The sequence below is a fragment of the Klenkia sp. PcliD-1-E genome (genome assembly GCF_024124375.1).
Lineage (GTDB): Bacteria > Actinomycetota > Actinomycetes > Mycobacteriales > Geodermatophilaceae > Klenkia.
In genome coordinates this window covers 1-21,926 of record NZ_JAMXRZ010000005.1, presented here as the reverse complement: position 1 = coordinate 21,926, position 21,926 = coordinate 1, and the positions used below count along the sequence as shown (strand labels likewise).

23 protein-coding genes and 1 pseudogene are annotated in these 21,926 nt (G+C 74.8%); 15 read left to right on the top strand and 9 right to left on the bottom strand.

All coding sequences use genetic code 11. The features are described from left to right. Positions 1 to 16: 16 nt before the first annotated feature. From NH342_RS02265 to NH342_RS02255, 3 genes are all read left to right on the top strand, one after another. Positions 17 to 454 (top strand): hypothetical protein, encoded by a 438-nt coding sequence (locus NH342_RS02265; RefSeq protein WP_253010843.1) that lies wholly within the window; start codon positions 17 to 19, stop codon positions 452 to 454. 1 nt (position 455) lies between these two features. Continuing rightward, the gene (locus NH342_RS02260) at positions 456 to 1,235 is read left to right on the top strand and encodes an enoyl-CoA hydratase/isomerase family protein (protein ID WP_253010841.1); all 780 of its coding nucleotides are present in this window, start codon (positions 456 to 458) and stop codon (positions 1,233 to 1,235) included. A 65-nt stretch (positions 1,236 to 1,300) separates the two neighbouring features. Beyond that, positions 1,301 to 2,290, top strand: coding sequence for an LLM class flavin-dependent oxidoreductase (locus NH342_RS02255; RefSeq protein ID WP_253010839.1), 990 nt, complete (start codon positions 1,301 to 1,303; stop codon positions 2,288 to 2,290). Positions 2,291 to 2,293: 3 nt separating this feature from the next. Here NH342_RS02255 and NH342_RS02250 read toward each other — a convergent pair whose 3' ends face one another. Further along, positions 2,294 to 2,530 carry a hypothetical protein gene (locus tag NH342_RS02250; RefSeq protein WP_253010837.1) on the bottom strand — a complete coding sequence of 79 codons (237 nt, stop codon included), beginning with the start codon at positions 2,528 to 2,530 and terminating at the stop codon, positions 2,294 to 2,296. Positions 2,531 to 2,719: 189 nt separating this feature from the next. Between NH342_RS02250 and NH342_RS02245 the strand changes: the two genes are divergently transcribed. Then, complete coding sequence (locus NH342_RS02245) at positions 2,720 to 3,688, top strand: ferritin-like domain-containing protein (protein ID WP_253010835.1); 969 nt, start codon at positions 2,720 to 2,722, stop codon at positions 3,686 to 3,688. A 66-nt stretch (positions 3,689 to 3,754) separates the two neighbouring features. Here the strand turns inward: NH342_RS02245 and NH342_RS02240 are convergent, their stop codons facing one another. After that, entirely contained in the window at positions 3,755 to 4,918 is a 1,164-nt protein-coding gene (locus tag NH342_RS02240; protein ID WP_253010833.1) for an RtcB family protein, read from the bottom strand. Between the two features lie 193 nt (positions 4,919 to 5,111). Here NH342_RS02240 and NH342_RS02235 point away from each other — a divergent pair, with 193 nt between their 5' ends. Continuing rightward, complete coding sequence (locus NH342_RS02235; protein ID WP_253010831.1) at positions 5,112 to 5,846, top strand: hypothetical protein; 735 nt, start codon at positions 5,112 to 5,114, stop codon at positions 5,844 to 5,846. A 7-nt stretch (positions 5,847 to 5,853) separates the two neighbouring features. On the opposite strand, the gene NH342_RS02230 is transcribed toward NH342_RS02235, so the two are convergent. Continuing rightward, positions 5,854 to 6,135, bottom strand: coding sequence for a DUF427 domain-containing protein (locus tag NH342_RS02230; protein WP_253010829.1), 282 nt, complete (start codon positions 6,133 to 6,135; stop codon positions 5,854 to 5,856). A gap of 99 nt (positions 6,136 to 6,234) precedes the next feature. On the opposite strand from NH342_RS02230, the gene NH342_RS23840 reads away from it, so the two are divergent. The 4 genes from NH342_RS23840 to NH342_RS02210 all read left to right on the top strand — a co-directional run bounded on the left by NH342_RS23840 (position 6,235) and on the right by NH342_RS02210 (position 10,772). Further along, on the top strand, positions 6,235 to 8,127 hold the full coding sequence (locus NH342_RS23840; RefSeq protein ID WP_308200602.1) for a DUF222 domain-containing protein: 1,893 nt from the start codon (positions 6,235 to 6,237) through the stop codon (positions 8,125 to 8,127). A gap of 70 nt (positions 8,128 to 8,197) precedes the next feature. Then, the gene (locus NH342_RS02220) at positions 8,198 to 9,184 is read left to right on the top strand and encodes an ATP-binding cassette domain-containing protein (protein ID WP_253010827.1); all 987 of its coding nucleotides are present in this window, start codon (positions 8,198 to 8,200) and stop codon (positions 9,182 to 9,184) included. Further along, positions 9,181 to 9,984, top strand: coding sequence for an ABC-2 family transporter protein (locus NH342_RS02215; protein WP_253010825.1), 804 nt, complete (start codon positions 9,181 to 9,183; stop codon positions 9,982 to 9,984). Before NH342_RS02220 ends, NH342_RS02215 begins: the two co-directional genes overlap by 4 nt. Before the next feature lie 2 nt (positions 9,985 to 9,986). After that, positions 9,987 to 10,772, top strand: a complete 786-nt coding sequence (locus NH342_RS02210; RefSeq protein WP_253010823.1) for an ABC transporter permease — start codon at positions 9,987 to 9,989, stop codon at positions 10,770 to 10,772. On the opposite strand, the gene NH342_RS02205 is transcribed toward NH342_RS02210, so the two are convergent. Next, positions 10,769 to 11,194, bottom strand: a complete 426-nt coding sequence (locus tag NH342_RS02205; protein WP_253010820.1) for a YccF domain-containing protein — start codon at positions 11,192 to 11,194, stop codon at positions 10,769 to 10,771. The genes NH342_RS02210 and NH342_RS02205 overlap by 4 nt on opposite strands. Before the next feature lie 128 nt (positions 11,195 to 11,322). Between NH342_RS02205 and NH342_RS02200 the strand changes: the two genes are divergently transcribed. Beyond that, positions 11,323 to 12,009: a hypothetical protein gene (locus NH342_RS02200; RefSeq protein ID WP_253010817.1), complete on the top strand. Its 687-nt coding sequence runs from the start codon at positions 11,323 to 11,325 to the stop codon at positions 12,007 to 12,009. A gap of 61 nt (positions 12,010 to 12,070) precedes the next feature. Here NH342_RS02200 and NH342_RS02195 read toward each other — a convergent pair whose 3' ends face one another. From NH342_RS02195 to NH342_RS02180, 4 genes are read right to left on the bottom strand one after another with little or no spacing between them, the layout of a single operon-like run. Beyond that, positions 12,071 to 13,291, bottom strand: coding sequence for an FAD-dependent oxidoreductase (locus tag NH342_RS02195; protein WP_253010815.1), 1,221 nt, complete (start codon positions 13,289 to 13,291; stop codon positions 12,071 to 12,073). Between the two features lie 49 nt (positions 13,292 to 13,340). Then, positions 13,341 to 14,720, bottom strand: coding sequence for an FAD-binding oxidoreductase (locus NH342_RS02190; RefSeq protein WP_253010813.1), 1,380 nt, complete (start codon positions 14,718 to 14,720; stop codon positions 13,341 to 13,343). Then, positions 14,720 to 16,558, bottom strand: a complete 1,839-nt coding sequence (locus tag NH342_RS02185; RefSeq protein ID WP_253010811.1) for a glycoside hydrolase family 15 protein — start codon at positions 16,556 to 16,558, stop codon at positions 14,720 to 14,722. Before NH342_RS02185 ends, NH342_RS02190 begins: the two co-directional genes overlap by 1 nt. Then, positions 16,555 to 17,448 carry an SDR family oxidoreductase gene (locus NH342_RS02180; protein WP_253010809.1) on the bottom strand — a complete coding sequence of 298 codons (894 nt, stop codon included), beginning with the start codon at positions 17,446 to 17,448 and terminating at the stop codon, positions 16,555 to 16,557. The genes NH342_RS02185 and NH342_RS02180 overlap by 4 nt, the downstream gene beginning before the upstream one ends. An 89-nt stretch (positions 17,449 to 17,537) precedes the next feature. Between NH342_RS02180 and NH342_RS02175 the strand changes: the two genes are divergently transcribed. After that, positions 17,538 to 17,870: a hypothetical protein gene (locus NH342_RS02175; RefSeq protein WP_253010807.1), complete on the top strand. Its 333-nt coding sequence runs from the start codon at positions 17,538 to 17,540 to the stop codon at positions 17,868 to 17,870. Positions 17,871 to 17,887: 17 nt separating this feature from the next. Then, on the top strand, positions 17,888 to 19,120 hold the full coding sequence (locus NH342_RS02170; RefSeq protein ID WP_253010805.1) for an acetyl-CoA C-acetyltransferase: 1,233 nt from the start codon (positions 17,888 to 17,890) through the stop codon (positions 19,118 to 19,120). Here the strand turns inward: NH342_RS02170 and NH342_RS02165 are convergent. After that, positions 19,113 to 20,129: a LacI family DNA-binding transcriptional regulator gene (locus NH342_RS02165; protein WP_253010803.1), complete on the bottom strand. Its 1,017-nt coding sequence runs from the start codon at positions 20,127 to 20,129 to the stop codon at positions 19,113 to 19,115. The genes NH342_RS02170 and NH342_RS02165 overlap by 8 nt on opposite strands. Before the next feature lie 157 nt (positions 20,130 to 20,286). Here NH342_RS02165 and NH342_RS02160 point away from each other — a divergent pair, with 157 nt between their 5' ends. The 3 genes and pseudogenes from NH342_RS02160 to NH342_RS02150 all read left to right on the top strand — a co-directional run. Continuing rightward, complete coding sequence (locus tag NH342_RS02160; protein ID WP_253010801.1) at positions 20,287 to 20,454, top strand: hypothetical protein; 168 nt, start codon at positions 20,287 to 20,289, stop codon at positions 20,452 to 20,454. Positions 20,455 to 20,718: 264 nt separating this feature from the next. Next, the gene (locus NH342_RS02155) at positions 20,719 to 21,654 is read left to right on the top strand and encodes a siderophore-interacting protein (protein ID WP_253010799.1); all 936 of its coding nucleotides are present in this window, start codon (positions 20,719 to 20,721) and stop codon (positions 21,652 to 21,654) included. A gap of 7 nt (positions 21,655 to 21,661) precedes the next feature. Beyond that, a pseudogene (locus NH342_RS02150) lies at positions 21,662 to 21,926 on the top strand (hypothetical protein); the annotation flags it as partial.

Sequence of the window (21,926 nt, the reverse complement as noted above, 5' to 3'; positions counted from 1 at the left end):
GGGGGAGCATGTCGGCATGACCATCAGCCCCCGGGACCTCGAGGACGAGGTCACCCTGCAGGTCGCCGCCAACCGCATCGACTTCCTGTCCCGCCGCGACGCCGGCGTGGTCGAGGCGACCGCCCCCGACGACGCCGACGACTTCCTCGCCGACCTGCGCAACACCGGCACCTCGCTGGACCGGCACGAGGCGCTGGAGCTGCTCGCGCTCGGCGAGGTGGTCTACCGCAAGGCGCACGACAGCCGGCACCTGGGCATGCACGCCGCGCTGCGCGAGGGCGCCAGCTGGGCCGACATCGCCACCGCCCTGGACGGCGACGCGGGGCTGGCGTGGGACGCCCACCAGCGGTGGATCCGCGACCAGTTCGAGCTGCACCGGCGCGGTGGCCCCGGCGGCCTGGACTCCGGCGCGGCGGACACCGCCCGCCAGCTCGCCGGCCCGCGACCGGCCTGACGTGCGGCACGACTCGGGCCTGGTCGTCGAGACCCGCGACCACGTCCGGCTGCTCACCCTGGACCGGCCCGAGCGGCGCAACGCGCTGTCCTCGGCGCTGCAGGCCGACCTGGTCGAGGAGCTGCTGACCGCGGGCTCCGACGGCACCCGGGTGGTCGTGCTGGCCGGCAACGGACCGGCGTTCTGCGCGGGGTTCGACCTCAAGGAGATCCGGGCGGCCGACGACCGCGGCGAGCCCTTCCGGCCGCCCATGGAGCGGCCGGGCCGGTCGCTGTTCGAGGTGGTCACCGAGTGCCCGGTGCCGGTCATCGCGGCCATCACCGGCGCGGCCGTGGCCGGCGGGTTCGAGCTGGCGCTGGCGGCCGACCTCCGGGTGGCCGCGCCCGGCGTCCCGATGGGCCTGCCCGAGGCGAAGATCGGGATGGGCGCCAACTTCGGCTCGGTGGTGCTGCCCAAGCGGATCCCGATGGGCGTCGCGCTGGAGATGCTCTACACCGGCGCCTACGTCGACTCCGACGTCCTGGAGCGGTGGGGCCTGGTCAACCGGCTCGCGCCGCGCGAGGAGGTGCTCGACACCGCGCTCGCGATCGCCGCCACGATCGCCGGCAACGCCCCGGTCTCGGTCCGCCGGATGAAGCAGACCGCGGTCAAGGGCCTGGAGCTGCCGCTGTGGCAGGCGCTGCGGCTGGACGTCGGGCCGAACCCCTACACCTCCGAGGACCGCAAGGAGGGGATCGCGGCGCAGCTGGACAAGCGCGCGCCGCGGTGGACCGGTCGCTGAGGGAACAACCGCGCGGAGGAGCGCGCTGGCCCCGGTAGAAGCACCCCCGCAGAGAGGCCCCACCCATGTCGTTCCCGCTCTCCGTCCTCGACCTCGCCCCCGTCGCCCCCGGGGAGACCGTCGGGCAGTCGATCGCGCACAGCGTCGCGCTGGCGCAGGCCGCGGAGCAGCACGGCTACACCCGGGTCTGGTACGCCGAGCACCACAACATGGAGTCCATCGCCTCCTCGGCGACCAGCGTGCTGATCAGCCACGTCGGGGCGCACACCTCGACCATCCGGCTGGGCTCGGGCGGGGTCATGCTGCCCAACCACTCGCCGCTGGTGATCGCCGAGCAGTTCGGCACCCTCGACGCGATGTACCCCGGCCGGATCGACCTCGGCCTGGGCCGGGCTCCGGGCTCGGACCAGAACACGATGTACGCCATGCGCACCGACCCGCGCTCGTCCGACCGCTTCCCGCAGGACGTGCTGGAGCTGCAGGCCTACCTGGCGGGGGAGACCCGGGTACCCGGTGTCGACGCCGTCCCCGGCAAGGGCTCGCGGGTCCCGCTCTACATCCTCGGCTCCTCCACCTTCGGCGCCCAGCTGGCCGCCGCGCTCGGCCTGCCCTACGGGCACGCCTCGCACTTCGCGCCGCAGGCCCTGCAGGCCGCCGTCGAGATCTACCGGCGCGACTTCCAGCCCTCGGCGCAGCTGGCCGCCCCGCACGTCATCGCCGGGGTCAACGTCCTCGCCGCCGACGACGAGGACGACGCCCGCGCCCAGTTCGCCGCGATGCGCCGCGACCGCGCCACCCGGCTGTTCGGCCGCGGCAAGCAGTTCACCGAGGCCGAGACCGACCTGCTCATGGAGTCCGGCGCGGGCCGGCAGGTCGACTCGATGCTCACCCACTCCGCCGTCGGCACGCCCTCGCAGGTGCGCGAGCAGCTGGTGGAGTTCCGCCGGTTCGCCGACGCCGACGAGCTCATCGTCGGGCACGCCTCCCCGCAGGTGGAGCAGCGGCTGCGCTCGGTCCAGCTGCTCGCCGAGGCGATGGAGACCGTCAGCGCCTGACCGTCACCAGTGGGTCATCTCCTCGCAGATCGGGCACAGCGCACCGACCTCGTGGGGGTCCGGCGGCCAGGACAGGTCGTCGTCGTGGGTGACCCACGCCCCGCAGAGGGCGTTGCGGCGGCCGCCGGCGGCACTGCCGATCGTGGCGTGGGCCGGGCCGATCAGGGTGGGCCGCGCCCCGGCACCCACCAACGAGCCGACCATCACCTCGGCCCGCGCGGTGCCGTAGACGAACCCCATGCGCCCCAGGGTGCCGCCGCGGCGCGCCGGGTCCGCGGAGGTGGCCCGTGTCCGTCGGGCACGTCGTCCCACGCGTCCCTCCCGTCACCCGGGGCGGTGACCGAGAACACCGCTAGCTGCGTGCTTGCTACCGCTAGCAGGAGGGCATCTCCGGTGCGGCCCACCGAGTCCACACCCCAGGGAGACGTCATGGCCGACACCACAGTCCTCACCGCCCAGCTCCGCGCCCTCCTCCTGCTGACCCGGACCGAGGAGCAGGTCGCCCGCACCCGCACCGCGCAGGCACGCACCGACGCGGTCCGCCGCGAGCTGCAGCAGAACGCCGACAACGCGGCCTCGCGCACCGAGGCCATCACCCGGACCCTCCGCGAGCTCGGCGGCGTCCCGGACGTCGTGACCCCGGCCCTCGGCCGGCTGGGCGCCGTGGTCAAGGCCACCGTCGAGCAGGCCGGCCCGCTGGACGAGGCGCTGCTGTCCGACCTCTCGCTGGAGCACCAGCTGCTCGACCGCGCCACGTACCTCAAGGTGCTGGCCGAGGCCGCCGAGCTGCCCCGGGTCGTCCGCCTGGCCGAGCGGCTCGTCGCCGCGCACACCGCCACGGTCGAGTGGCTGACCGTCGTGCTGGCCGAAGCCGCCCTCGGCGGCCCCGCCGCGCTGCGGGCCACCCCGCTGCAGCGCGTTGCCGGTGGCGCCGCCCGCCTGGCCTCGATGCCGGCCCGCTACGCGGCCGACTCGGTGAACAAGGTCATCGACTCGACGCAGCAGGCCGCCGACGCCGCCCAGGCCACGATCGACGCCGCGGCCGCCCGGGCCACCACCTTCGCCGGCGCGGTCCGCGAGTCCCTGTCCGTCGGCCGCGACGCCTCGCTGGAGGAGGCGGAGCAGCAGGCCCGCCAGCAGGGCGCCCGCGACACCGCCGAGGCCCTGCACGAGACCCGTCGGGAGCTCGGTGCCCTGGACGCCGCCGAGCTGCCGATCCCGGAGTACGACGAGCTGACCGTCGGCAAGGCCGTCGAGGCCGTGAAGAAGCTCGACGGCGCCGCCGACCTGCAGGCCGTCATCCGGTACGAGGAGGAGCACAAGGACCGCTCGTCCGTGGTGAGCGCCGCGCAGGCCCGGCTGGCCGCCCTGGCCAAGCACGCCGTCGGCGTCAGCTGACACCCGGCACGACGACGAGGCCCGCACCCCACCCGGGGTGCGGGCCTCGTCTGTTCAGTCGCCCGTTCAGTCGCCCTTGACGTTCACGACCTGGCGCAGGGTGTGCCGGACCTCCACGAGGTCGGCGGCGTCGGCCATCACCTGGTCGATCGGCTTGTAGGCGTCGGGGTGCTCGTCCAGGAAGGCGTCCGACTCGCCCCAGACGACACCGGCTATCCGGGCGTCGAGGTCGGCCCGGTCGAACAGCTTCCGGGCCGCCGTCCGGCTGTGGCTCCGCCCGGCCCCGTGCGGGGCCGAGTGCAGCGACCGCGGGTCACCCTTGCCGACGACGACGTAGGACGCCGCCCCCATCGACCCCGGGACCAGCCCCGGCTCACCGGCCCGCGCGGAGATGGCGCCCTTGCGGGACAGCCACACGTCGCGCCCGAAGTGCCGCTCGCGCGCGGTGTAGTTGTGGTGGCACCGGACCTCCTCGAGCCGCTCGACGTCCGCCTGCAGGAACCGGCCGAGCTGGTCCAGCACCCGGTCGACCATCTCCTCCCGGTTGAGGAACGCGAACCGCTGCGCCCACATCAGAGCCTCCAGGTAGGCGTCGAACTCGGGCTCGCCCTCGACCAGGTAGGCCAGGTCGCGGTCGGGCAGGTCGACGAACCGCCGGCGGCACTGCTCCCGGGCCACCGCGATGTGCTTCTGCGCGAGCTTGTTGCCCACGCCGCGGGACCCCGAGTGCAGGAACGCCCACACCCGGTCGGACTCGTCGAGGCTCACCTCGATGAAGTGGTTGCCCGAGCCCAGCGAGCCCAGCTGCTGCGGCCAGTGCTTCGCCACCGCGTCGGCCTGCGCAGCACCCGGCAGCGCGCGCAGCTCCTCGATCCGCGGCTCCGCGGTGGTGCGGATGCTCCGATTGCGCCCGCCGGCGGACAGCGGGATCGACCGGCTGATCTGGGCGTGCAGCGGCGCGAGGTCGCGCCCGGCCAGGTCGGTCCGCGTGAACTGCGTGCGGACGGCGGCCATGCCGCAGCCGATGTCGACCCCGACCGCGGCCGGGATGATCGCGCCGTCGGTCGGGATCACCGAGCCGACGGTGGCGCCCAGCCCGAGGTGGGCGTCGGGCATGAGGGCGACGTGCGGGTGGATGAACGGCATCCGCGCGGTGCGCAACGCCTGCTCCCGGGTGGTGTCCTCCAGGATGGACGCCCAGCTGAGCAGGCGTCCGGTGATGGTCTGCATGGTCCTTCCTCGATCGGTGGGGTGGGGCCGGTGGAGTCAACCTGCTGCTCACGCTCCGCGCTCCCGGTTTTCCCGCCGTCCCCCGGACGGCTGGCCACCGTGCCCCGAGAGGGTGGATTCGGCTTGAGGAACCGGCGTGTCGGCCGACAACGCAGAGGTGAGCTGGGGAACACGACGCGCGCCGACACGGCTGGTGTCCGCGCTGGCCGACGGCGAGTCCGTCGTGGCGGTCACCGACTGCGTGCCGCTCACCGAGTCCCTCGACGCGCCGGCCGAGGACGTCGCCCGCACCGCCGTCCTCACCGACCGTGCGCTCTACTGCTGCACCGTCGGCGGCGACGTCGTCCCGCTGCCGTTCTCGCGGATGCGCGAGCTCAACCGGCGCGGGTTCGCCCTGCTGTTCTTCCGCTTCGACGACAGCCACGCCACCTGGGAGCTGCGCGACCAGCGGTTCGCCGCCAAGGCCGAGCGACGCTTCGCCCAGCACGGCCTGGCCGCCCACCGCGCGTGGGTCGGCACGAAGCGGGAGCCCGGTCGCGAGCCGGCCGGCTTCCGGCACCAGGCCCACCTCGACCTGCTCAACCGCCTGGCCGGGGGTACCGAGTTCGCCGACGCCGTCGCCGACCAGCGGGCCCTGGTGGACCAGCTGGTGTGGACCGAGACCGGGGACCGGGCCTCCTGCCGTGCCGCCCTGCGCCGGCTGGGCACGGTGCACAAGCAGCTGCACGGCGACCTGCTGGTGATCGCCGAGGCCGCACCGAGCCTGGTCATGGCCCAGCACGCGCTGGTGCTGCTGGACCAGCCCTCGCCCTGGGAGGGCGAGGTCGCCGAGCCGGTGGACGACGGCCCGACGGCGGCCGAGCTGGCCGGCCTCACGCCCGACGCCGCCCCCGTGTGGGTCGCCGCCGAGCGCGAGACCGTCAGCTGACCCCCTACTAGCTGACCTCGACGCCCTTCCAGAAGGCGACGCGGTCGGTGATCTCCTTCGCGGCCTCCTTGGGCTGCGGGTAGGTCCAGGCGGCGTCGGTGTTGGTCTGCCCGCCGGCCTCGATGGAGAAGTAGCTCGCCTCGCCCTTCCACGGGCAGGTGGTGTGCGTGTCGGTCGGGGTGAGCACGCCCTCCTTCACCGAGCTGAGGGGGAAGTAGGCGTTGCCCTCGACGGTGACGACGTCGTCGGACTCGGCGATCACGGTGCCGTTCCAGGTAGCGGTGGTCATGTGCCCATCGTCCGCCGGCCCGGTCGCTCGCGCAGCCGGTCGTCCACAGCTCCCGGCCACGACTGGCCAGGGCGTCCTGCGGGGGCTATCATCGAACACGTGTTCGAACACAGGCCGTCGGTGCTCGAGGCGGGTCTGCGGTCCCGCCTCGGCAGCCGGCCGCCCGGGCTCGTGGTCCGGCGCAGCTGGCCGGTGCCCGTCGTGCTGGTCCCCCCGGTCGGTGGATGGCGACCGGTGACCCCGGAGCGGCTGATCGGTCCGGTCCGCCTGGCCCGGACCGCCGACCCCGACGTCCGCCCCGCGGCGCCCGGTCCCGACGCTCCCGTCCCCGACGCTCTCGGTTTCGAGGCTCCCGTTCCCGGGGCTCCCGGTCCCGGGGCCGGCGGCTCGCTCGGTGAGGACGTCCTCGCTGCGTTCCGTTCCGGTCTGGACGCCGACGCCGCGCTGCTGGACACGGCCCGGTCCGCCCAGCGGGTCATCGGGGCGGCCCAGGCCGAGCAGGCGCGCGCCCTGGCGGCGCTCGCGGCCCGGCGGCCGGCCACCCTCGACCTCCCCGACGACGCGGTGGGGGCGCAGGCGAGGGACTCCCGTGCCCGCCGCCCCGACGCGCTCACCGCGGTCAGCGAGTTCTGCGTCGACGAGGTCGCTGCCGGGATGACCCTGCCCCCGCAGCGGGCCGAGCGGTTGCTCACCGAGTGCGTGCTCCTGGTCGAGCGGTTGCCCCTGGTGCTCGCAGCGCTCGCCGACGGCCGGATCACCTGGGACCACGTGCGGGTGGCCTGCGACCTGCTCGGCGGACTGTCCGCCGAGCTGCGCGACCGTGCCCAGGCCGACCTGCTGGGGCGGGCCACCGGCCGCACCGCCTCCGACTGGCGTCAGGTGGTGCGGCGGTGGGTCCTGGAGGCCGATGCCGAGGCGATCACCCGGCGGGTCGCGCAGGCGGTGCGCGACCGGACGGTGGCCGTGCACCCCGGTGCCGACGGCATGGCGACGCTCGCGGCCACGCTGCCGCTGCCGGTCGCCCGGGCCGTCGAGGACAGTCTGCGCCGCGCCGCGCGGGCCGCGCGCACGGCCGACGACCAGCGTTCGGCCGGCGAGCGGATGGCCGACTGCCTCGTGGCGTTCGTCCTCGACCCGGGCGCGCACGGCCTGACCGCGGTGCAGGCCGAGCTCACCGTCGTCGTGGCTCTGCAGACGCTGCTGGGTGACGACGAGCCGGGGGAGGTGTCCGGCGACGTGGTGCCGGCCGCCATGGTCCGTGACCTGCTCCGGTCGCTGGGTCTCCTGCCGGAGCCCGGGAAGCCCGACGGTCGGGCCCGCGACGACGACACCAGCGACGACACCTGCGACGACACCCGCGACGAGGGGACCCGTGCCGACGACGATGCGGGGGCCGACACGGTCGGGGCGTTGCTCGCCCGGCGCAGGACGGCGGGCACCGGCCTGGCCGGGGTGCCGCGCATCGCGGTCGTCGACGAGCGGACCGGCGAGCTCGCCGCGCTCACCGACGTGGCGGGCCTGCGTCGGGCAGCGCGCGAGGGTGCGGGCCTGGGTCCGCCACCCCCGACGGACGGGTACCGGCCCGGCGCCCTCCTCGACGCGTTCATCCGGCTGCGGGACCGGCGCTGCCGGTTCCCGGGGTGCCGGGTCCGCGCGGGTGTCTGCGACGTGGACCACCAGCAACCGTTCGCCCAGGGTGGGCCGACCGCCGAGTGCAACCTGGCGTGCCTGTGCACCCACCACCACCGCCTGTCGCACCAGGCTCCGGGGTGGACGCTGTCCCGGGACGGCGACGGCACCGGTCTGACCTGGACCACCCCCACCGGCCGGACCGTCACCACGCGCCCGCCACCCGTGCTCGGGCTGGTCGAGGAGCCCGACGAGGTCGGGACCGGCGGAGCGGCACCTGCAGCTGCGACCGCCCGCCACCGCCGCGACGCCGTGCGGGATCTCGCGGCGCGCGCCGCGGCGGAGGATCCACCGCCGTTCTGAGCCCGAGCGCCGCGGGGAGCGTGGATCGAATTCGTTGGGCCGTGGGACGACTGCTGGCTACGGTCGCCGGGTGGAGACGGCGATCCGGGTGCGGGACGTGCGCAAGACCTTCCGGGTGCCGGAACGGGACGCCGGGTTGGCCGCGTCGGTGAGGAGCCTGGTCCGCCGCCGGTACCGCGAGGTGCACGCCGTCGGCGGGGTCTCCTTCGACGTCGCGCCGGGGGAGGTGGTCGGCTTCCTCGGCCCCAACGGCGCCGGCAAGACCACCACGCTGAAGATGCTGTCGGGCCTGCTCGTGCCGACCTCGGGCGAGGTGTCGGTGCTCGGGCACGAACCCTCCCGCCGGGAGAAGGCCTACCTGGGCCGGATGACGCTGGTCATGGGCAACCGCAACCAGCTGCAGTGGGACATCCCCGCGCTGGACAGCTTCGAGCTCAACCGCGCCGTCTACCGCATCCCCGAGGCCGACTTCCGGCGCACCCGCGACGAGCTGGTCGAGCTGCTGGAGATCGGCGACCTGGTCCGCAAGCCGGTGCGCACCCTGTCGCTGGGGGAGCGGATGAAGGCCGAGGTCGCGGCCGCGCTGCTGCACCGGCCGCAGGTGCTCTTCCTCGACGAGCCCACCATCGGCCTGGACATCGGCGCGCAGAAGCGGCTGCGCGGGTTCGTCGCCGAGTACAACCGGCGGTACGGCGCCGCCGTGCTGCTCACCAGCCACTACATGGCCGACGTGCAGGCGCTGTGCCCCCGGGTGGTGGTCATCGACCACGGCCAGGTGCTCTTCGACGGCGGGTTGCGCGAGCTCACCGCCCGGTTCTCCCCGCACCAGACCATCACCGTCCAGCTCGCCGTCCCCGGCGCCGACCTCACCGGCTACGGCACGGTGGTCTCCGACGCCGAGGGCCGCGTGGCGGTGCAGGTGCCCAAGGCCGAGACCTCCGCGGTCGCCGCCCGGCTGTTGGCCGACCACGCGGTCACCGACCTCACCATCGAGGACCCGCCCATCGAGGACGTCATCGAGCAGGCCTTCGCCGACCGCTCGGGGCTGCCGGCATGAACGGGTTGCCCGGCCTGTACTCCGTCGTCGGCCGGACGGCGGTGCAGACCCAGTTCCAGTACCGGACGTCGAACTACCTGTTCATGCTCGGCATGGTCGCCGAACCGGTGGTCTACCTCGTCGTCTGGCAGACCGTCGCCGACGCCCAGGGCGGGTCCGTGCAGGGCATCACCGCCGGTGACTTCGCCGCCTACTACATCGTCTGGACGCTGGTCCGGAACATGAACATCGTCTTCACGCCCTACGGGTGGGAGGACCGGATCCGGCGCGGCGAGCTGTCCGGCCGCCTGGTGCAGCCGGTGCACCCGCTGCACTTCGACCTGGCCTACTTCGCCGGCTGGAAGGTCGTCGTCGTCCTGCTGTGGGTGCCGATCGCCGCCGTCCTGGCGCTGCTCTTCCGGCCCACCTTCGACGTCGGCCTGGTCGAGGTGCTGGTCTTCCTGGTCGCGATCTGGGGCGCGTACCTGATCCGGTCGATGCTGCTGTGGGTGCTCGGCATGGTCACCTTCTGGACCACCCGGGTCAGCGCGCTCTACGAGCTGTACTTCACCGCCGAGCTGCTGCTGTCGGGCCGGCTGCTGCCGCTGGCCCTGCTGCCCGCGTGGGCCGCGACCGCGTCGGACTGGCTGCCCTTCCGCTACACCTTCGGCTACCCGATCGAGGTGCTGGCCGGGGACCTCACGACGGCGCAGCTGTGGGGCGGGCTGGCCGCGCAGGCGGCGTGGGTGGCCATCGGCGCGGGGCTGGTCGCCCTCGTCTGGCGGTTCGGCGTCCGGCGCTACTCGGCCGTGGGGAACTGATCGTGGAGGCGTTGCGGCTGGTCGGCACCTACCTGCGGGTGGGGGTGCAGACCGAGCTGCAGTACCGGTCGAACGTGCTGTTCAGCATCGTGCAGTCGCTGGTCGCCGTAGGGACGTCGCTGGCGGTGCTGGCGCTGGTGTTCAGCCACACCGACGACCTGGGCGGCTGGTCCAGCGACGAGCTGCTGGTGGTCATGGGCATCTACGTGCTGCTCGGCGGGGTGCTGCGCAGCGTCGTGCAGCCCTCGATGACCCAGCTGATGGACGACGTCCAGCACGGCACCCTGGACTTCGTCCTCACCAAGCCCGCCGACGCGATGCTGCTGGTGAGCATCCGCCGCATCGAGCTGTGGCAGGCCGTGGACGTGCTGGTCGGCGCCGGCATCGTCGGCTACGCGCTGACCCGGTTGGACACCGCCCCGAGCGCGCTGGCGGTGGTCGGGTTCGCCGTCGCGCTGGCCCTCGGCGTGGTCGTGCTGTGGGCGTTCTGGCTGCTGCTGACCACCGCGGCGTTCTGGGTGGTGCGCACCGACTCGCTGGTCGAGCTGCTGTCGGGGATGTACCAGGCCGGTCGGTGGCCGGTGACGATCTACCCGGGCTGGCTGCGGATCGGGTTCACCTTCCTGGTCCCGCTGGCCTTCGCCATCACGGTGCCCGCACAGGCCCTCACCGGACGGCTGCCGGGTTGGCTGCTGCTCGGCGCCGCCGCCTTCACCGCCGTGCTCGTGGCGCTGACCCGGTGGGTGTGGACCGTCGGCGTCCGCGCGTACAGCGGCGCCAGTGCCTAGCGTACGACCGCCTGCCCGGCGCCGAACCAGCTCTGCGGCGCGTTCGTCTCCACGACCTGCTTGCCGAGGGGGAACAGGCCGACGGCGGCCAGCTTGAAGGAGGCGACGCCGAACGGGATGCCGATGATGGTCAGGCAGAACACGAGGCCGGCCAGCACGTGCACCACTGCCAGCCACCACCCGGCCAGCACGAACCAGACCAGGTTGCCCAGCGCCGACGCGACACCCGCGCCGGGGGCGGGCACGGTGGTGCGGCCGAAGGGCAGGACGACGAAGAACGCCAGCCGGAACGCCGCGATGCCGAACGGGATGCCCACCACCGTCAGGCAGGCCAGCGCGCCGGCGACGAGGTAGGCCACCGCCAGCACCCAGCCGTGCAGCACCAGCCAGACCAGGTTGAGCACGAGCCGCAGTCCGTCCATGCCTGGACGACGACCCGGGGCGCGGGTGCGTTCCCACCGCGGGGTGATCCTGTGCGCACCCGATGTGCGGACCGTGCGGTCCGGCGGGGATGATCGTGCGGCCCGACGAACCCCTTGGAGGACATCCCGTGACCACTCCCGGCTCAGGCGACCAGCCGCCGCAGAACTCCGGCCAGGGTTGGGGGCAGCAGCCGCCGTCCGGGCCGCAGGGCACCCCGCAGCCCGGCCCGGCCGACCAGCAGGGCCAGCAGTGGGCGCCCCCCGGCGGCCAGCCGCAGCAGCCGGGCCAGGAGCAGTACGGCCAGCAGCAGCACGGCCAGCCCGGGCCCGGCCAGTACGGCCAGCCGGGGGAGCAGAGCTACGGCCAGCAGCCGGGCCAGCCCGGTCCGCAGGGTCCCGGTCAGCCGGGGCCCGGTCAGCAGGGCCCCGGTCAGCAGCCGTGGGGCGGGCAGCAGTTCTCCGGCGAAGCGCCGAAGAAGGAGCGCCCGGCGTGGCAGAAGCGGCTGCCGCTGGTGATCGGCGCGGTCGTCGTCGCCGTCGCGCTCGCGCTGTTCCGCAACGGCATCTTCGGCGGCGGGCTGCCGGAGGCCGGGGACTGCACCAACGCCAGCACCACCGACCTGCAGGTCGTCGACTGCGACTCCGCCGAGGCTGCCTACCGCGTGGCCGGCACGGTGGACGACGTGAGCAGCAACGAGCTGCAGGACAACCCGGCCCTGTGCCTGGACCAGTGGCCGAACTCCGCGGCCTACGCCGTGTCGGAGACCGACCCGGACGAGAAGGGCACCGGCATCTGCCTCGAGCCCGTCTCCTGAGCTGAGCCCCCACCCACCACCCCGGCGCCGACGCGGTGCCGGGGTGGTGGCGTCTGCGGGGTCAGCCGTTCGGTATCGCGCCGACCAGGTCGTCTGCGGTGTACCCGCGCTCGGCGGCGAGCAGCTCGCGGGCGGCGTCGGTGCTGTCCCACACGTTCCACAGCAGGACGCCGCGCAGCCGGTCGCCCTCGAGGTAGTAGACGACCCCCTGCGCGATCTCCCCGGTGCCCGGCGGCACCTTCCAGTCGGTGACCAGGTCCAGGTCGGCCGACAGCGTGCCGACCGCCTCGTACCCGACGTCGAACAGGTCGGAGTAGAAGCTCGGCGTGTGGGTGTAGGGCTCGGCGTCCTCCCCGCGCAGGTCCGCGGCCATCGCCTTGCCGACGGCGGTGCCCATGTCGGTGGCGTTCTCCACGTGCTCCACCCGGGTGCGGCCCAGGATCGGGTCCGGCCACCGGGCGACGTCGCCGGCGGCGTAGACGGCCGGGTCCTCCGTGCGGCCGCAGGCGTCGACCACGATGCCGTCGTCCACCGCGAGGCCGGCGTCCTCGGCCAGCTGCACCGCGGGCGCGATGCCCAGGCCGACCGCGACGCCGTCGACGTCCAGCGTGCTGCCGTCGGAGAGCTCCAGGTGCACGCCCTCCTGGTCGGCCGAGCCACCGGTCACCCGGGTTCCCGGCCTCAGCTGCACGCCGTGCGACGCGTAGTCCTCGGACAGCTGCTCGGCGAGCTCGCGGGGGTAGGAGGCACCGCCCACGAACTCCTGCGGGAAGACGAAGGTCACCCGGGTGTCGTTCTGCACCAGCGCCGCGGCGAGCTCGGTGCCGATGTAGCCACCGCCCACGACGGCGACGTGCCGGCCCTCGCCGGAGAGACCGCGCAGCCGGCGGTAGTCCTCCATGGTGCGGAAGTGCACGACCCGGTCGTCGGCGGGCAGGTCCAGCTGCTTCGGGTGGCCGCCGGTGGCCAGCAGCAGGCGTCTGTACCCGAAGACGTCGCCGTCCTCGGCGGTCGCGGTGCGGGCCGCGCGGTCGACCGACCGGATGCGGGTGGCGGTGTGCAGGGCCGCGCCGGTCTCCTCGGTGCCCAGCCAGGACTTCTCCAGGTCGAACTCCGGGTCGGTCCAGAGCTTCTTGGACAGCGAGGGGCGGGCGACCGGCGGGTCGACCTCCTCGCCGACGATCCCGATGCTGCCGTCGGGGTCGGACTCGCGGATGCCGCGAGCCGCGCTGTCGGCCGCCATGCCGGCGCCGATGATCAGGTAGTCGTAGTCGCGTTGCACGCGACCCTCGTGCCCGGGAGGCGGCCCCGGTAACCCCGGGTAGTGCTGGTCAGACGACCTTGCCGGGGTTGAGGATGCCGTGCGGGTCGAGCGCGGCCTTGACCGCGCGGTGCATGTCCAGGACCGCCGGGGAGACCTCGGCCGCCAGGCCGTCGCGCTTGAGCAGACCCACGCCGTGCTCGCCGGTGACCGTCCCGCCGAGCTCCAGCGCCGCGGCGATGATCTCGTGGAAGGCCAGCAGCGCGCGCTCCCGGGCGGCGTCGTCCCCGGCCGGGGTCGAGAGCAGCGGGTGCAGGTTGCCGTCGCCGGCGTGCGCGATGTTGGCGATCCGCACGTCGTGCGCGGCGCCGATGGCCTCGATCCGGGCCAGCATGGTGGGGACGGCGGCCTTCGGCACGCAGACGTCCTCGGTCAGCAGGGGGCCCAGCCGCTCCAGGGCGGGGTAGGCCAGCCGGCGGGCGGCGAACAGCGCGTCGGCCTCCTCGGCGTCCGTGCTCACCGCGGCCCACGACGCGCCGCCGGCCTCGAAGGCGGCCAGCAACTGCTCGGCCTCGGCGTCGCCGGCGGCCCCGGGGGTGTCGACCCGGCCCAGCAGCACGACCTCGGCGTCGGCGGACAGGCCCATGTTCTTCCACGCGTCGACGGCGGCCAGGCAGTGCCGGTCCACCAGCTCCAGGGCTGAGGGCGTCAGCCCCGCGGCGGCGACGGCGGTGACCGCCTCGCCGGCGGCGACGACGGAGTCGAAGTAGCCGGCCACGGTGCGCTCGGGGTCGCGCAGCGGCCGCAGCTTGACGGTGACCTCGGTGACGATGCCCAGCGTGCCCTCGCTGCCCACCAGGAGGCCGGTCAGGTCGTAGCCGGCCACGCCCTTGGCGGTGCGCCGGCCCAGCCGGACCAGCTCGCCGGTGCCGGTGACGACCTGCAGGCCGATCACGTAGTCGCGGGTGACGCCGTACTTCACGCAGCACACGCCGCCGGCGTTGGTGGCCACGTTGCCGCCGATCGTCGACCAGGGCGAGGACGCCGGGTCCGGGGGGTACCAGAGCCCGTGCTCGGCGACCCGGGCCCGCAGGTCGTCGTTGACCACGCCGGGCTGCACGACGGCGAACCGCTCCAGCTCGTCGACCTCCAGCACGGCGTCCATGGCCTCCAGGGAGACCACCACGGCGCCGGCGACGGCGTTCGCCCCGCCGGACAGGCCGGTGCCGGCACCGCGCGCGATGACCGGCACCCGGTGCTCGATGCAGGCCCGGACGACGGCCTGCACCTCCTGCGCCGTGCGGGCGCGGACGACGGCGGCGGGCAGCTCCCACGGTGCCCACTCGGCCTCGTCGTGGGCGTAGGAGGCCAGGACGTCGGGGTCGGTGACCAACCGGTCGGCGGGGACGGCGTCCCGGAGGGTGTCGACGACACCGGTGGTGAGGGTCATCAGGAGTGCTCCTCCAGCGTGATGGCTGCGTTGACCAGCGCCAGGTGGGACAGCGCCTGCGGCAGGTTGCCCAGGAACGCCCCGTCGGCCGGGTCCAGCATCTCCGCCAGCATGCCGACGTCGTTGGCCGTCCCGTCCTCCAGCTCCTGCATCAGCATGCGCGCCTCGCTGCCCCGCCCGCACAGCTGCAGCGCCGACACCATCCAGTACGAGCAGCCCAGGAACACGCCCTCCTCGCGGTCCATCCCCGTGTAGCGGTACAGGTGGGGGCCGACGCCGAGCTCGCGGCGCAGCGCGTCGAGGGTGGAGCTCATCCGCTCGCCGCGGTCGAACCCGCTGATCGCGTGCAGCAGGATCGAGCAGTCCAGGGCGTCGCTGCCGGGGTGCATGAGGTAGGCGCCGCGGTCGTCGTCCCAGGCGTGCTCCTCGACCCAGGCCCGGATGCGGCCGGCCTCGGCCCGCCACCGGGACGGGTCGCCGGGGATCTGACCGGCCTCGGCCAGCTGCACGGCCTTGGTCAGCGCCTGCCAGCAGCCCAGCTTGGACGTCGTGAAGTGCTGCAGGTCGTGCAGCTCCCACATGCCGGAGTCCTTCTGCTGCCAGCGGTCGCAGGCGGTGTCGGCGATGGCGGCCAGGGACCGGCCGGTGTCGGCGTCGAGCACGTTGCCGTGCTCGACGTAGAGGGACACGATGGAGAACAGATCGCCGTAGACCCCGAGCTGCAGCTGCTGCGCCGCGGCGTTGCCCGCCTGCACCGGGCCGATGCCGCGCCAGCCGGGGACGTCGGGCTCGTGCACGCCGTCGGTCAGCTCGCCCTCCAGCGTGTAGCAGACCCGCGGCTCCGGGCCGTGCCGGCGGATGGTGCCCAGCAGCCAGCTCATCGCCTCGTGGGTCTCCTCGCGCAGCCCGAACCGGAACAGCGCGGTGAGGGCGTAGGCGGAGTCGCGCACCCAGGCGAACCGGTAGTCCCAGTTCTTGCCCCCGGAGAGGTCCTCGGGCAGCGAGGTGGTGCCGGCGGCCGCCATCGACCCGCTGGGGGCGTGGATGAGCAGCTTCATCGCCAGCGCGCTGCGCCGCACCGACCGGTCGAACTCGCCCTCCCAGCGGAACTCCTCGCCCCAGGCGGCCCAGTTGCGGACGGTCCGGTCGATACCGGCGTCCACCATCTCGGGGGCGGGCAGGAACAACGGCTCGCGCTCGGTGGCGACCAGGCCCAGCAGCGCGCGGGAGCCGGGGGTGGCGGTGTACTCGACGTCGATCCGCTGGTCGCCGGTGACCACGCGGTCCTCGCCGAGGGTGCGCACCGCCATGGTCAGGCCGTCGTCGCGCAGCACCACGCCGTGCACCGTCTCCTCGACCCAGGGCGACGCGGTCCCCAGACAGGTCCCCGGCCGGACGGCGGCCCGCATCCGCACCGTGCCGCTCAGGCCCTCGACCCGGCGGGCGAGCTCGGACCAGGGCAGCCGCCCGGCCACGCCGGTGTTGAGCGCGTCGGTGACCCGCACGCTGCCCGAGGCCGTGGAGAACGTCGTGGTGAGCACGTTGGTGCCGGGCACGTACGCCCGCTCGCAGGTGAACTCCTCGACCGGGCGCAGCTCGATGCAGCCGCCGCGCTCGGCGTCCAGCAGCGCACCGAACACCGGCGGGGCGTCGATCGCCGGCAGGGGCAGCCAGTCGATGCTGCCGTCGCGGGCGACCAGCGCCAGCGCGCGGCCGTCGCCGATCGCGGCGTAGGTGCGCAGGTCGGCGTAGCCGTCCTCGTCGCGCTCGTCCACCGGCCCGGGGCCGGTGGCGCCCCAGCGCAGCTGCGCCGGGGCGGCCCCCAGGTTCGTGCTCACGGGGTGGGCATGCCCCCGTTCACGTTCAGCGTCTCGCCGATGGTGTAGCCCGACTCGGCCGAGGCGAGGTAGACGTAGGCGCCGGCCAGCTCGGCGGGCTGCCCGGCGCGGCCGAGCGGGGTCTCCTTGCCGAACTCGGGCAGGTTCTCCGGCGGCTGCCCACCGGAGGCCTGCAGCGGCGTCCAGAACGGGCCGGGGGCGACCACGTTGACCCGGATGCCCTTCGGCGCGAGCTGCTGGGCCAGGGCCTTGGAGATCGTGTTGATGGCGGCCTTGGTGGTGGCGTAGTCGACCAGCCCGGGGGCGGGGGAGTAGGCCTGGATCGAGGACGTCGTGACGATCGTCGAACCGGCGGGCAGGTGCGGGAGGGCCTCCTGGACCACCCAGAACACCGAGTAGACGTTGGTCTTGAAGGTGGCGTCGAACTGCTCGCTGGTCAGGTCGGCGAGGTCGTCGACCCAGGTCTGCTTGCCGGCGACCAGCACGATCGCGTCCAGGCCGCCGAGCTCCTCGACGGCGGTGCGCACCAGCTGCCGTGCCTCGCTCTCCACCGACAGGTCGACGGGGGCGAGCACGGCCCGGCGGCCGGCGTCCTCGACCAGCCGCGCGACGGCCTCGGCGTCGGACTGCTCCTCGGGCAGGTAGGCCAGGACGACGTCGGCGCCCTCGCGGGCGTAGGCGATGGCGGCGGCGCGGCCGATGCCGGAGTCGGCACCGGTGACCAGCGCCTTGCGGCCGGTCAGCCGCCCGGTGCCGCGGTAGGTGTCCTCGCCGTGGTCGGCGCGGACCTCCAGCTGCGACTCCAGGCCCGGCTCGGCGATGCCCTGCTCGGGGTAGCCGTCGGTGCGGTACTGGTCGACGGGGTTGGTGAAGGTGTACTGGTCGGGCACGAGGCCTCCGTGGTCGTGGTCTGCTCAGACGGGCCGCTGGTGGCTGAACGACCAGGACGCCCTTGCCCGGGGCGGGCCGTCCTCAACCGGTGACCTCGCCTACCGTCGGCGGGGTGCTGCGTGCCCGCGTCGTGCTCGCCGCGGTCGCCGTCGTGCTCGTCGTGGTCGGGGTGCTGCTGGTGCGGGGTGGCCGCTCGCCCGGGGTGGGGGACTGCGTCGCGGCCGGCCCCGACCAGACCGTCGTGGTGGTGGACTGCGGCGACCCGGCTGCCGCCTTCCGGGTCATCGGGGTGCTCGACGACGTCCCGCCGCTGCAGTCCCAACCCGTCTGCGCGGGCGTCTTCCCGCGCTCCACGGCCAGCTACTCCGCCGGCGGCCTGTCGGCCACCCCGGACGAGGTGCTCTGCCTCGTCGCGGCGTGAGGTGGCAGGGTCGAGGCATGGACACCGACGTCGTCGTCTGCTCGCCCCTGCGCACCCCGGTCGGCCGCTTCGGCGGCGTGTTCGCCGGCCTCACCGCCGCCTCGCTCGCGGCCACCGTCCTGCGGGAGCTGGTCGCCCGGAACGGTCTGGCCGAGGGCGACGTCGACGACGTGGTGCTCGGGCAGTGCTACCCCAACGGCGAGGCCCCGGCGATCGGCCGCATCGCGGCGCTGGACGCGGGCCTGGGCACCGGCGTCCCCGGGCTGCAGGTCGACCGGCGCTGCGGGTCGGGCCTGCAGGCCGTGCTCTACGCGTGCATGCAGGTCGCCACCGGCGCGGCGACGACGGTGGTGGCCGGCGGCGTGGAGTCGATGAGCCAGGTCGAGCACTACGCGCTGGGTCTGCGCACCGGCGTCCGCGGCGACGGCACCATGCTGCACGACCGGCTCGCCCGGGCGCGGGAGACCGCCGGCGGCATCCACCACCCGGTGCCCGGCGGCATGCTGGAGACCGCCGAGAACGTGCGCCGCGAGCACGACGTCGACCGGCTGTCGCAGGACGCCTGGGCGCTGCGCTCGCAGCAGCGGGCCGGCGCGGCGATCGCCGAGGGCCGGTTCGCCGACGAGGTGGTCGGCGTCGAGGTGCCCGGTACCCGGAAGGCCCCCGCCCGGGTCGTCACCGAGGACGAGCACCCCCGGCCGGGCACGACCATGGCGGACCTGGCCGCGCTGCGCCCGGTGATGGCCGCCGTCGACCCCGCCGCCACGGTCACCGCCGGCAACGCGTCCGGCCAGAACGACGGCGCCGCGATGTGCCTGGTCACCACCCGCACCGAGGCCGACCGCCGCGGCTGGGACCCCTTCCTGTCGCTGCGCGGCTGGGCCGTCGCCGGCGTGGACCCCGAGACCATGGGCATCGGCCCGGTGCCCGCCGTCGCCGCCGCGCTGGCCCGCACCGGTCTGACGCTGGCCGACATGGACCTCATCGAGCTCAACGAGGCCTTCGCCAGCCAGGTGCTGGCCTGCCTGGCGGCCTGGGAGTCGTCGGGGCAGCTGGGCGAGGCCGACCGGGAGCGGGTCAACGTCAACGGGTCCGGGATCTCCCTCGGCCACCCGGTCGGCGCCACCGGCGCCCGCATCCTGGCCACCCTGGCGCACGAGCTGCGCCGCCGGGAGGGCCGCTACGGGCTGGAGACGATGTGCATCGGCGGCGGCCAGGGGCTGGCTGCGGTCTTCGAGCGGGTCAGCTGACCGGCGGCGGGGCGGTCGAGCCCCGCAGCACCAGCTCGGGGGCCACCTGCTCGGCGGCCGGCTCCGGTCGACCGGCGTCCTCGTCGAGCTGGGCGAGCAGCAGGTCCGCGGCCCGCTCGCCGAGCACCGCGGCCCGGTTGTCGACGACGGTCAGCGGCGGGGTCCAGAACTCCCAGAACGGTTCGTCCTCGGTGCACACCACCGACAGCTGGCCGGGCACGGCGACCGCGCGGCGGGAGAGCTCGGCCAGCACCCCGAACGAGGCCTCGTGGTTGCTCACCAGCAGCGCCGTCGGGGGCTCGGGCAGGTCCAGCAGCTCGCGGGCGGCGTCCCGGCCGAAACCGGCGCGGAACGGGCCGCGGCGGACCAGCGTGGGGTCCAGCAGGACCCCGGCGGCGTCCATGGCGGCGACGAACCCGGCGTGGTGCAGCCGCCCCGACGTCACCTCCGGCGGTCCCTCGACCGCGCCGATGCGGGTGTGGCCCAGCGCGAGCAGGTGCTCGGCGGCCAGCCGGGCGGCGGTGGCGTAGTCGCTCATCACCGACGGCGCGTGGGCGCCGCCCACCTCGCGGTTCATCGTGACCACGGCGCGGCCCTCGGCGACCAGGGTGTTGACCAGCTCGCCGTTGGCACCGGACCCGGCCACCACCACGCCGTCCAGGCCCTGGGCGCGGACGGTGTCGAGGAAGGCGGCCTCGCGGGCTGGGTCCCCGCCGGTGGTGCAGACCAGCACCTGCAGGCCGTGCGCGGCCGCGCGGGCCTGCAGCGTCTCGGCGATGACGTGGAAGGTGGCGTTGCGCAGGTTGTTGACCACCAGGCCGAGCAGGCCGGAGCGGCGGGTGCGCAGCGCGGTGGCGATGCGGTTCGGGTGGTAGTGCAGCTCGGCGGCTGCCGCCTCGACGCGCTGGCGGGTGTGCGGCAGCACCGACGGGTGGCCGGTGAGGGCCCGGCTGGCGGTGCTGGTGCTGACCCCGGCGCGGCGGGCGACGGTGGTGAGGGTGACCGGCACGGTGCCCATCCTCCCTGGTCGGTGCGGCAGCGGCCAGGTCGTCCCGTCGGCGCACGGGGCGCGCAGGAACCCCTGGTGCCCGCACGGTCGGTACCGATACGGTGACGGTGCGGTTCGGCGACACGGGGGATGCGCCGCACCGGGCAGGAGGTCCAGGATGGTCGTGCACGAGCCGGCGTCGGTGGTCGCCGCCCGTCAACTGGCGGCCGAGGCCCACGAGAGCTGGTCGACCCGGGTGCCCCGCGGCCTGGCCGAGCGGGTGGCGCTCCGCCGGGCCCAGCAGCGGCGCCACGAGGCCGCCGCCGGGGTGTCCGCGCAGGCCTGACCACCCGCGGAACGGCGGCCGGGGTCAGGGGCCGCCCGCTCCGGGGCGGGGACGGTCGGCGACCGGGGGAGAGACCTCCCGGCCGTCGACCGTCGGACCTCCCACAGAGGTCCAGCCGCCGTGCCCGGAGGGTGGCGGCTCACCACGGGTTCGGGCCGGACGGCCCGACCGGTTCGGTCGACCGGCTCCCACGGTTCCCTCGCGCGACAGGTGAGGCTAGCCTCACCTGTGCACCCTCCACGAACCGCCGACCCGGGAGCGCGCATGAGCACCGCCACCGAGACCCTGCAGCCGACGTACCGGTTCTTCGAGACCACCGTCGCGCGGACCGAGCGGCTCTCGCCGGGCTTCCTGCGGCTGACCTTCACCGGCCCCGACCTGCACCTGTTCGGTGCCGGCGGGGACGACCAGCGGTTCAAGCTCCTCATCCCGGACGACGGGGCGCCCGTCACCGAGCTGCTCTCGGTCGCCGGGCCCGACTGGTACGCCGCCTGGTGCGCGATGCCCGACGGGGCCCGGCCGCACATGCGCACCTACACCGTCCGCGCACTGCGCCCCGAGGTCGCCGAGATGGACGTCGACGTGGTGCTGCACGGCATCCGCCCCGACGGCACGGCCGCCCCCGACGCCGGCCCCGCGGCGCTGTGGGCGGCGGCCGCGCAGCCCGGTGACCCGATGGTGCTGCTGGGTCCCGACCGGCCGGGGTCGGGCCGGATGTGGGGGGTGGAGTGGGCCCCGCCGACGGACGCGGACACCCTCTTCCTCGCCGGCGACGAGACGGCCGTCCCCGCGATCGCCGCGGTCCTGGAGTCGCTGGTCCCGGGCCCGCGGGTGGTGGCGGTGCTGGAGGTGCCCGAGGTCGGGGACTTCCTGGCCCTGCGCCTGCCGCCCGGGGTCGACGTCCGCTGGCTGGCCCGCGGGTCCCGGGCTCGTGGCGAGCTGCTGGAGCCCGCCGTGCACACCGCGCTGCGCGAGCTGGGCATCGCGCGCGACGTCCCCGGCGCCGACCCGGGTGAGCCGGTCGAGGAGGGCATCCTCTGGGAGGTGCCCGAGACCGGGGCGCACACCGGGTGCTACGCCTGGTTGGCCGGCGAGGCCGGGATGGTGAAGGGCCTGCGCCGCCGGCTGGTCCGCGACCTGGGCGTCCCCCGTGACGCGGTGGCGTTCATGGGCTACTGGAAGGTCGGGTCCCGCGGCTGAGCCGCCGGTGCTGGTCGACGTCGCCAACGTCGTCGGGTCCCGGCCCGACGGCTGGTGGCGGGACCGGGCCGGCGCGACCAGCAGGCTGCTGACCCGGCTCGCGACGCTGCCCCTGGACGTGGTCGCGGTGGTGGAGGGCCGGGCGCGCGATGTCCCGGAGGTGCCCGGCGTCCGGCTGGTCCGCGCGGCCGGCAGCGGCGACGACGCCCTGGCCGCCGAGGCGCAGCGGCTGGGCCCCCCGCTGGTGGTGGTGACCGCCGACCGCGGCCTGC

Coding starts and splice junctions, on each gene's coding strand:
- NH342_RS02265 (WP_253010843.1), top strand. CDS start 17: ATGACCATCAGCCCCCGGGACCTCGAGGACGAGGTCACCCTGCAGGTC.
- NH342_RS02255 (WP_253010839.1), top strand. CDS start 1,301: ATGTCGTTCCCGCTCTCCGTCCTCGACCTCGCCCCCGTCGCCCCCGGG.
- NH342_RS02250 (WP_253010837.1), bottom strand. CDS start 2,530: ATGGGGTTCGTCTACGGCACCGCGCGGGCCGAGGTGATGGTCGGCTCG.
- NH342_RS02245 (WP_253010835.1), top strand. CDS start 2,720: ATGGCCGACACCACAGTCCTCACCGCCCAGCTCCGCGCCCTCCTCCTG.
- NH342_RS02240 (WP_253010833.1), bottom strand. CDS start 4,918: ATGCAGACCATCACCGGACGCCTGCTCAGCTGGGCGTCCATCCTGGAG.
- NH342_RS02230 (WP_253010829.1), bottom strand. CDS start 6,135: ATGACCACCGCTACCTGGAACGGCACCGTGATCGCCGAGTCCGACGAC.
- NH342_RS02215 (WP_253010825.1), top strand. CDS start 9,181: ATGAACGGGTTGCCCGGCCTGTACTCCGTCGTCGGCCGGACGGCGGTG.
- NH342_RS02205 (WP_253010820.1), bottom strand. CDS start 11,194: ATGGACGGACTGCGGCTCGTGCTCAACCTGGTCTGGCTGGTGCTGCAC.
- NH342_RS02190 (WP_253010813.1), bottom strand. CDS start 14,720: ATGACCCTCACCACCGGTGTCGTCGACACCCTCCGGGACGCCGTCCCC.
- NH342_RS02170 (WP_253010805.1), top strand. CDS start 17,888: ATGGACACCGACGTCGTCGTCTGCTCGCCCCTGCGCACCCCGGTCGGC.
- NH342_RS02160 (WP_253010801.1), top strand. CDS start 20,287: ATGGTCGTGCACGAGCCGGCGTCGGTGGTCGCCGCCCGTCAACTGGCG.
- NH342_RS02155 (WP_253010799.1), top strand. CDS start 20,719: ATGAGCACCGCCACCGAGACCCTGCAGCCGACGTACCGGTTCTTCGAG.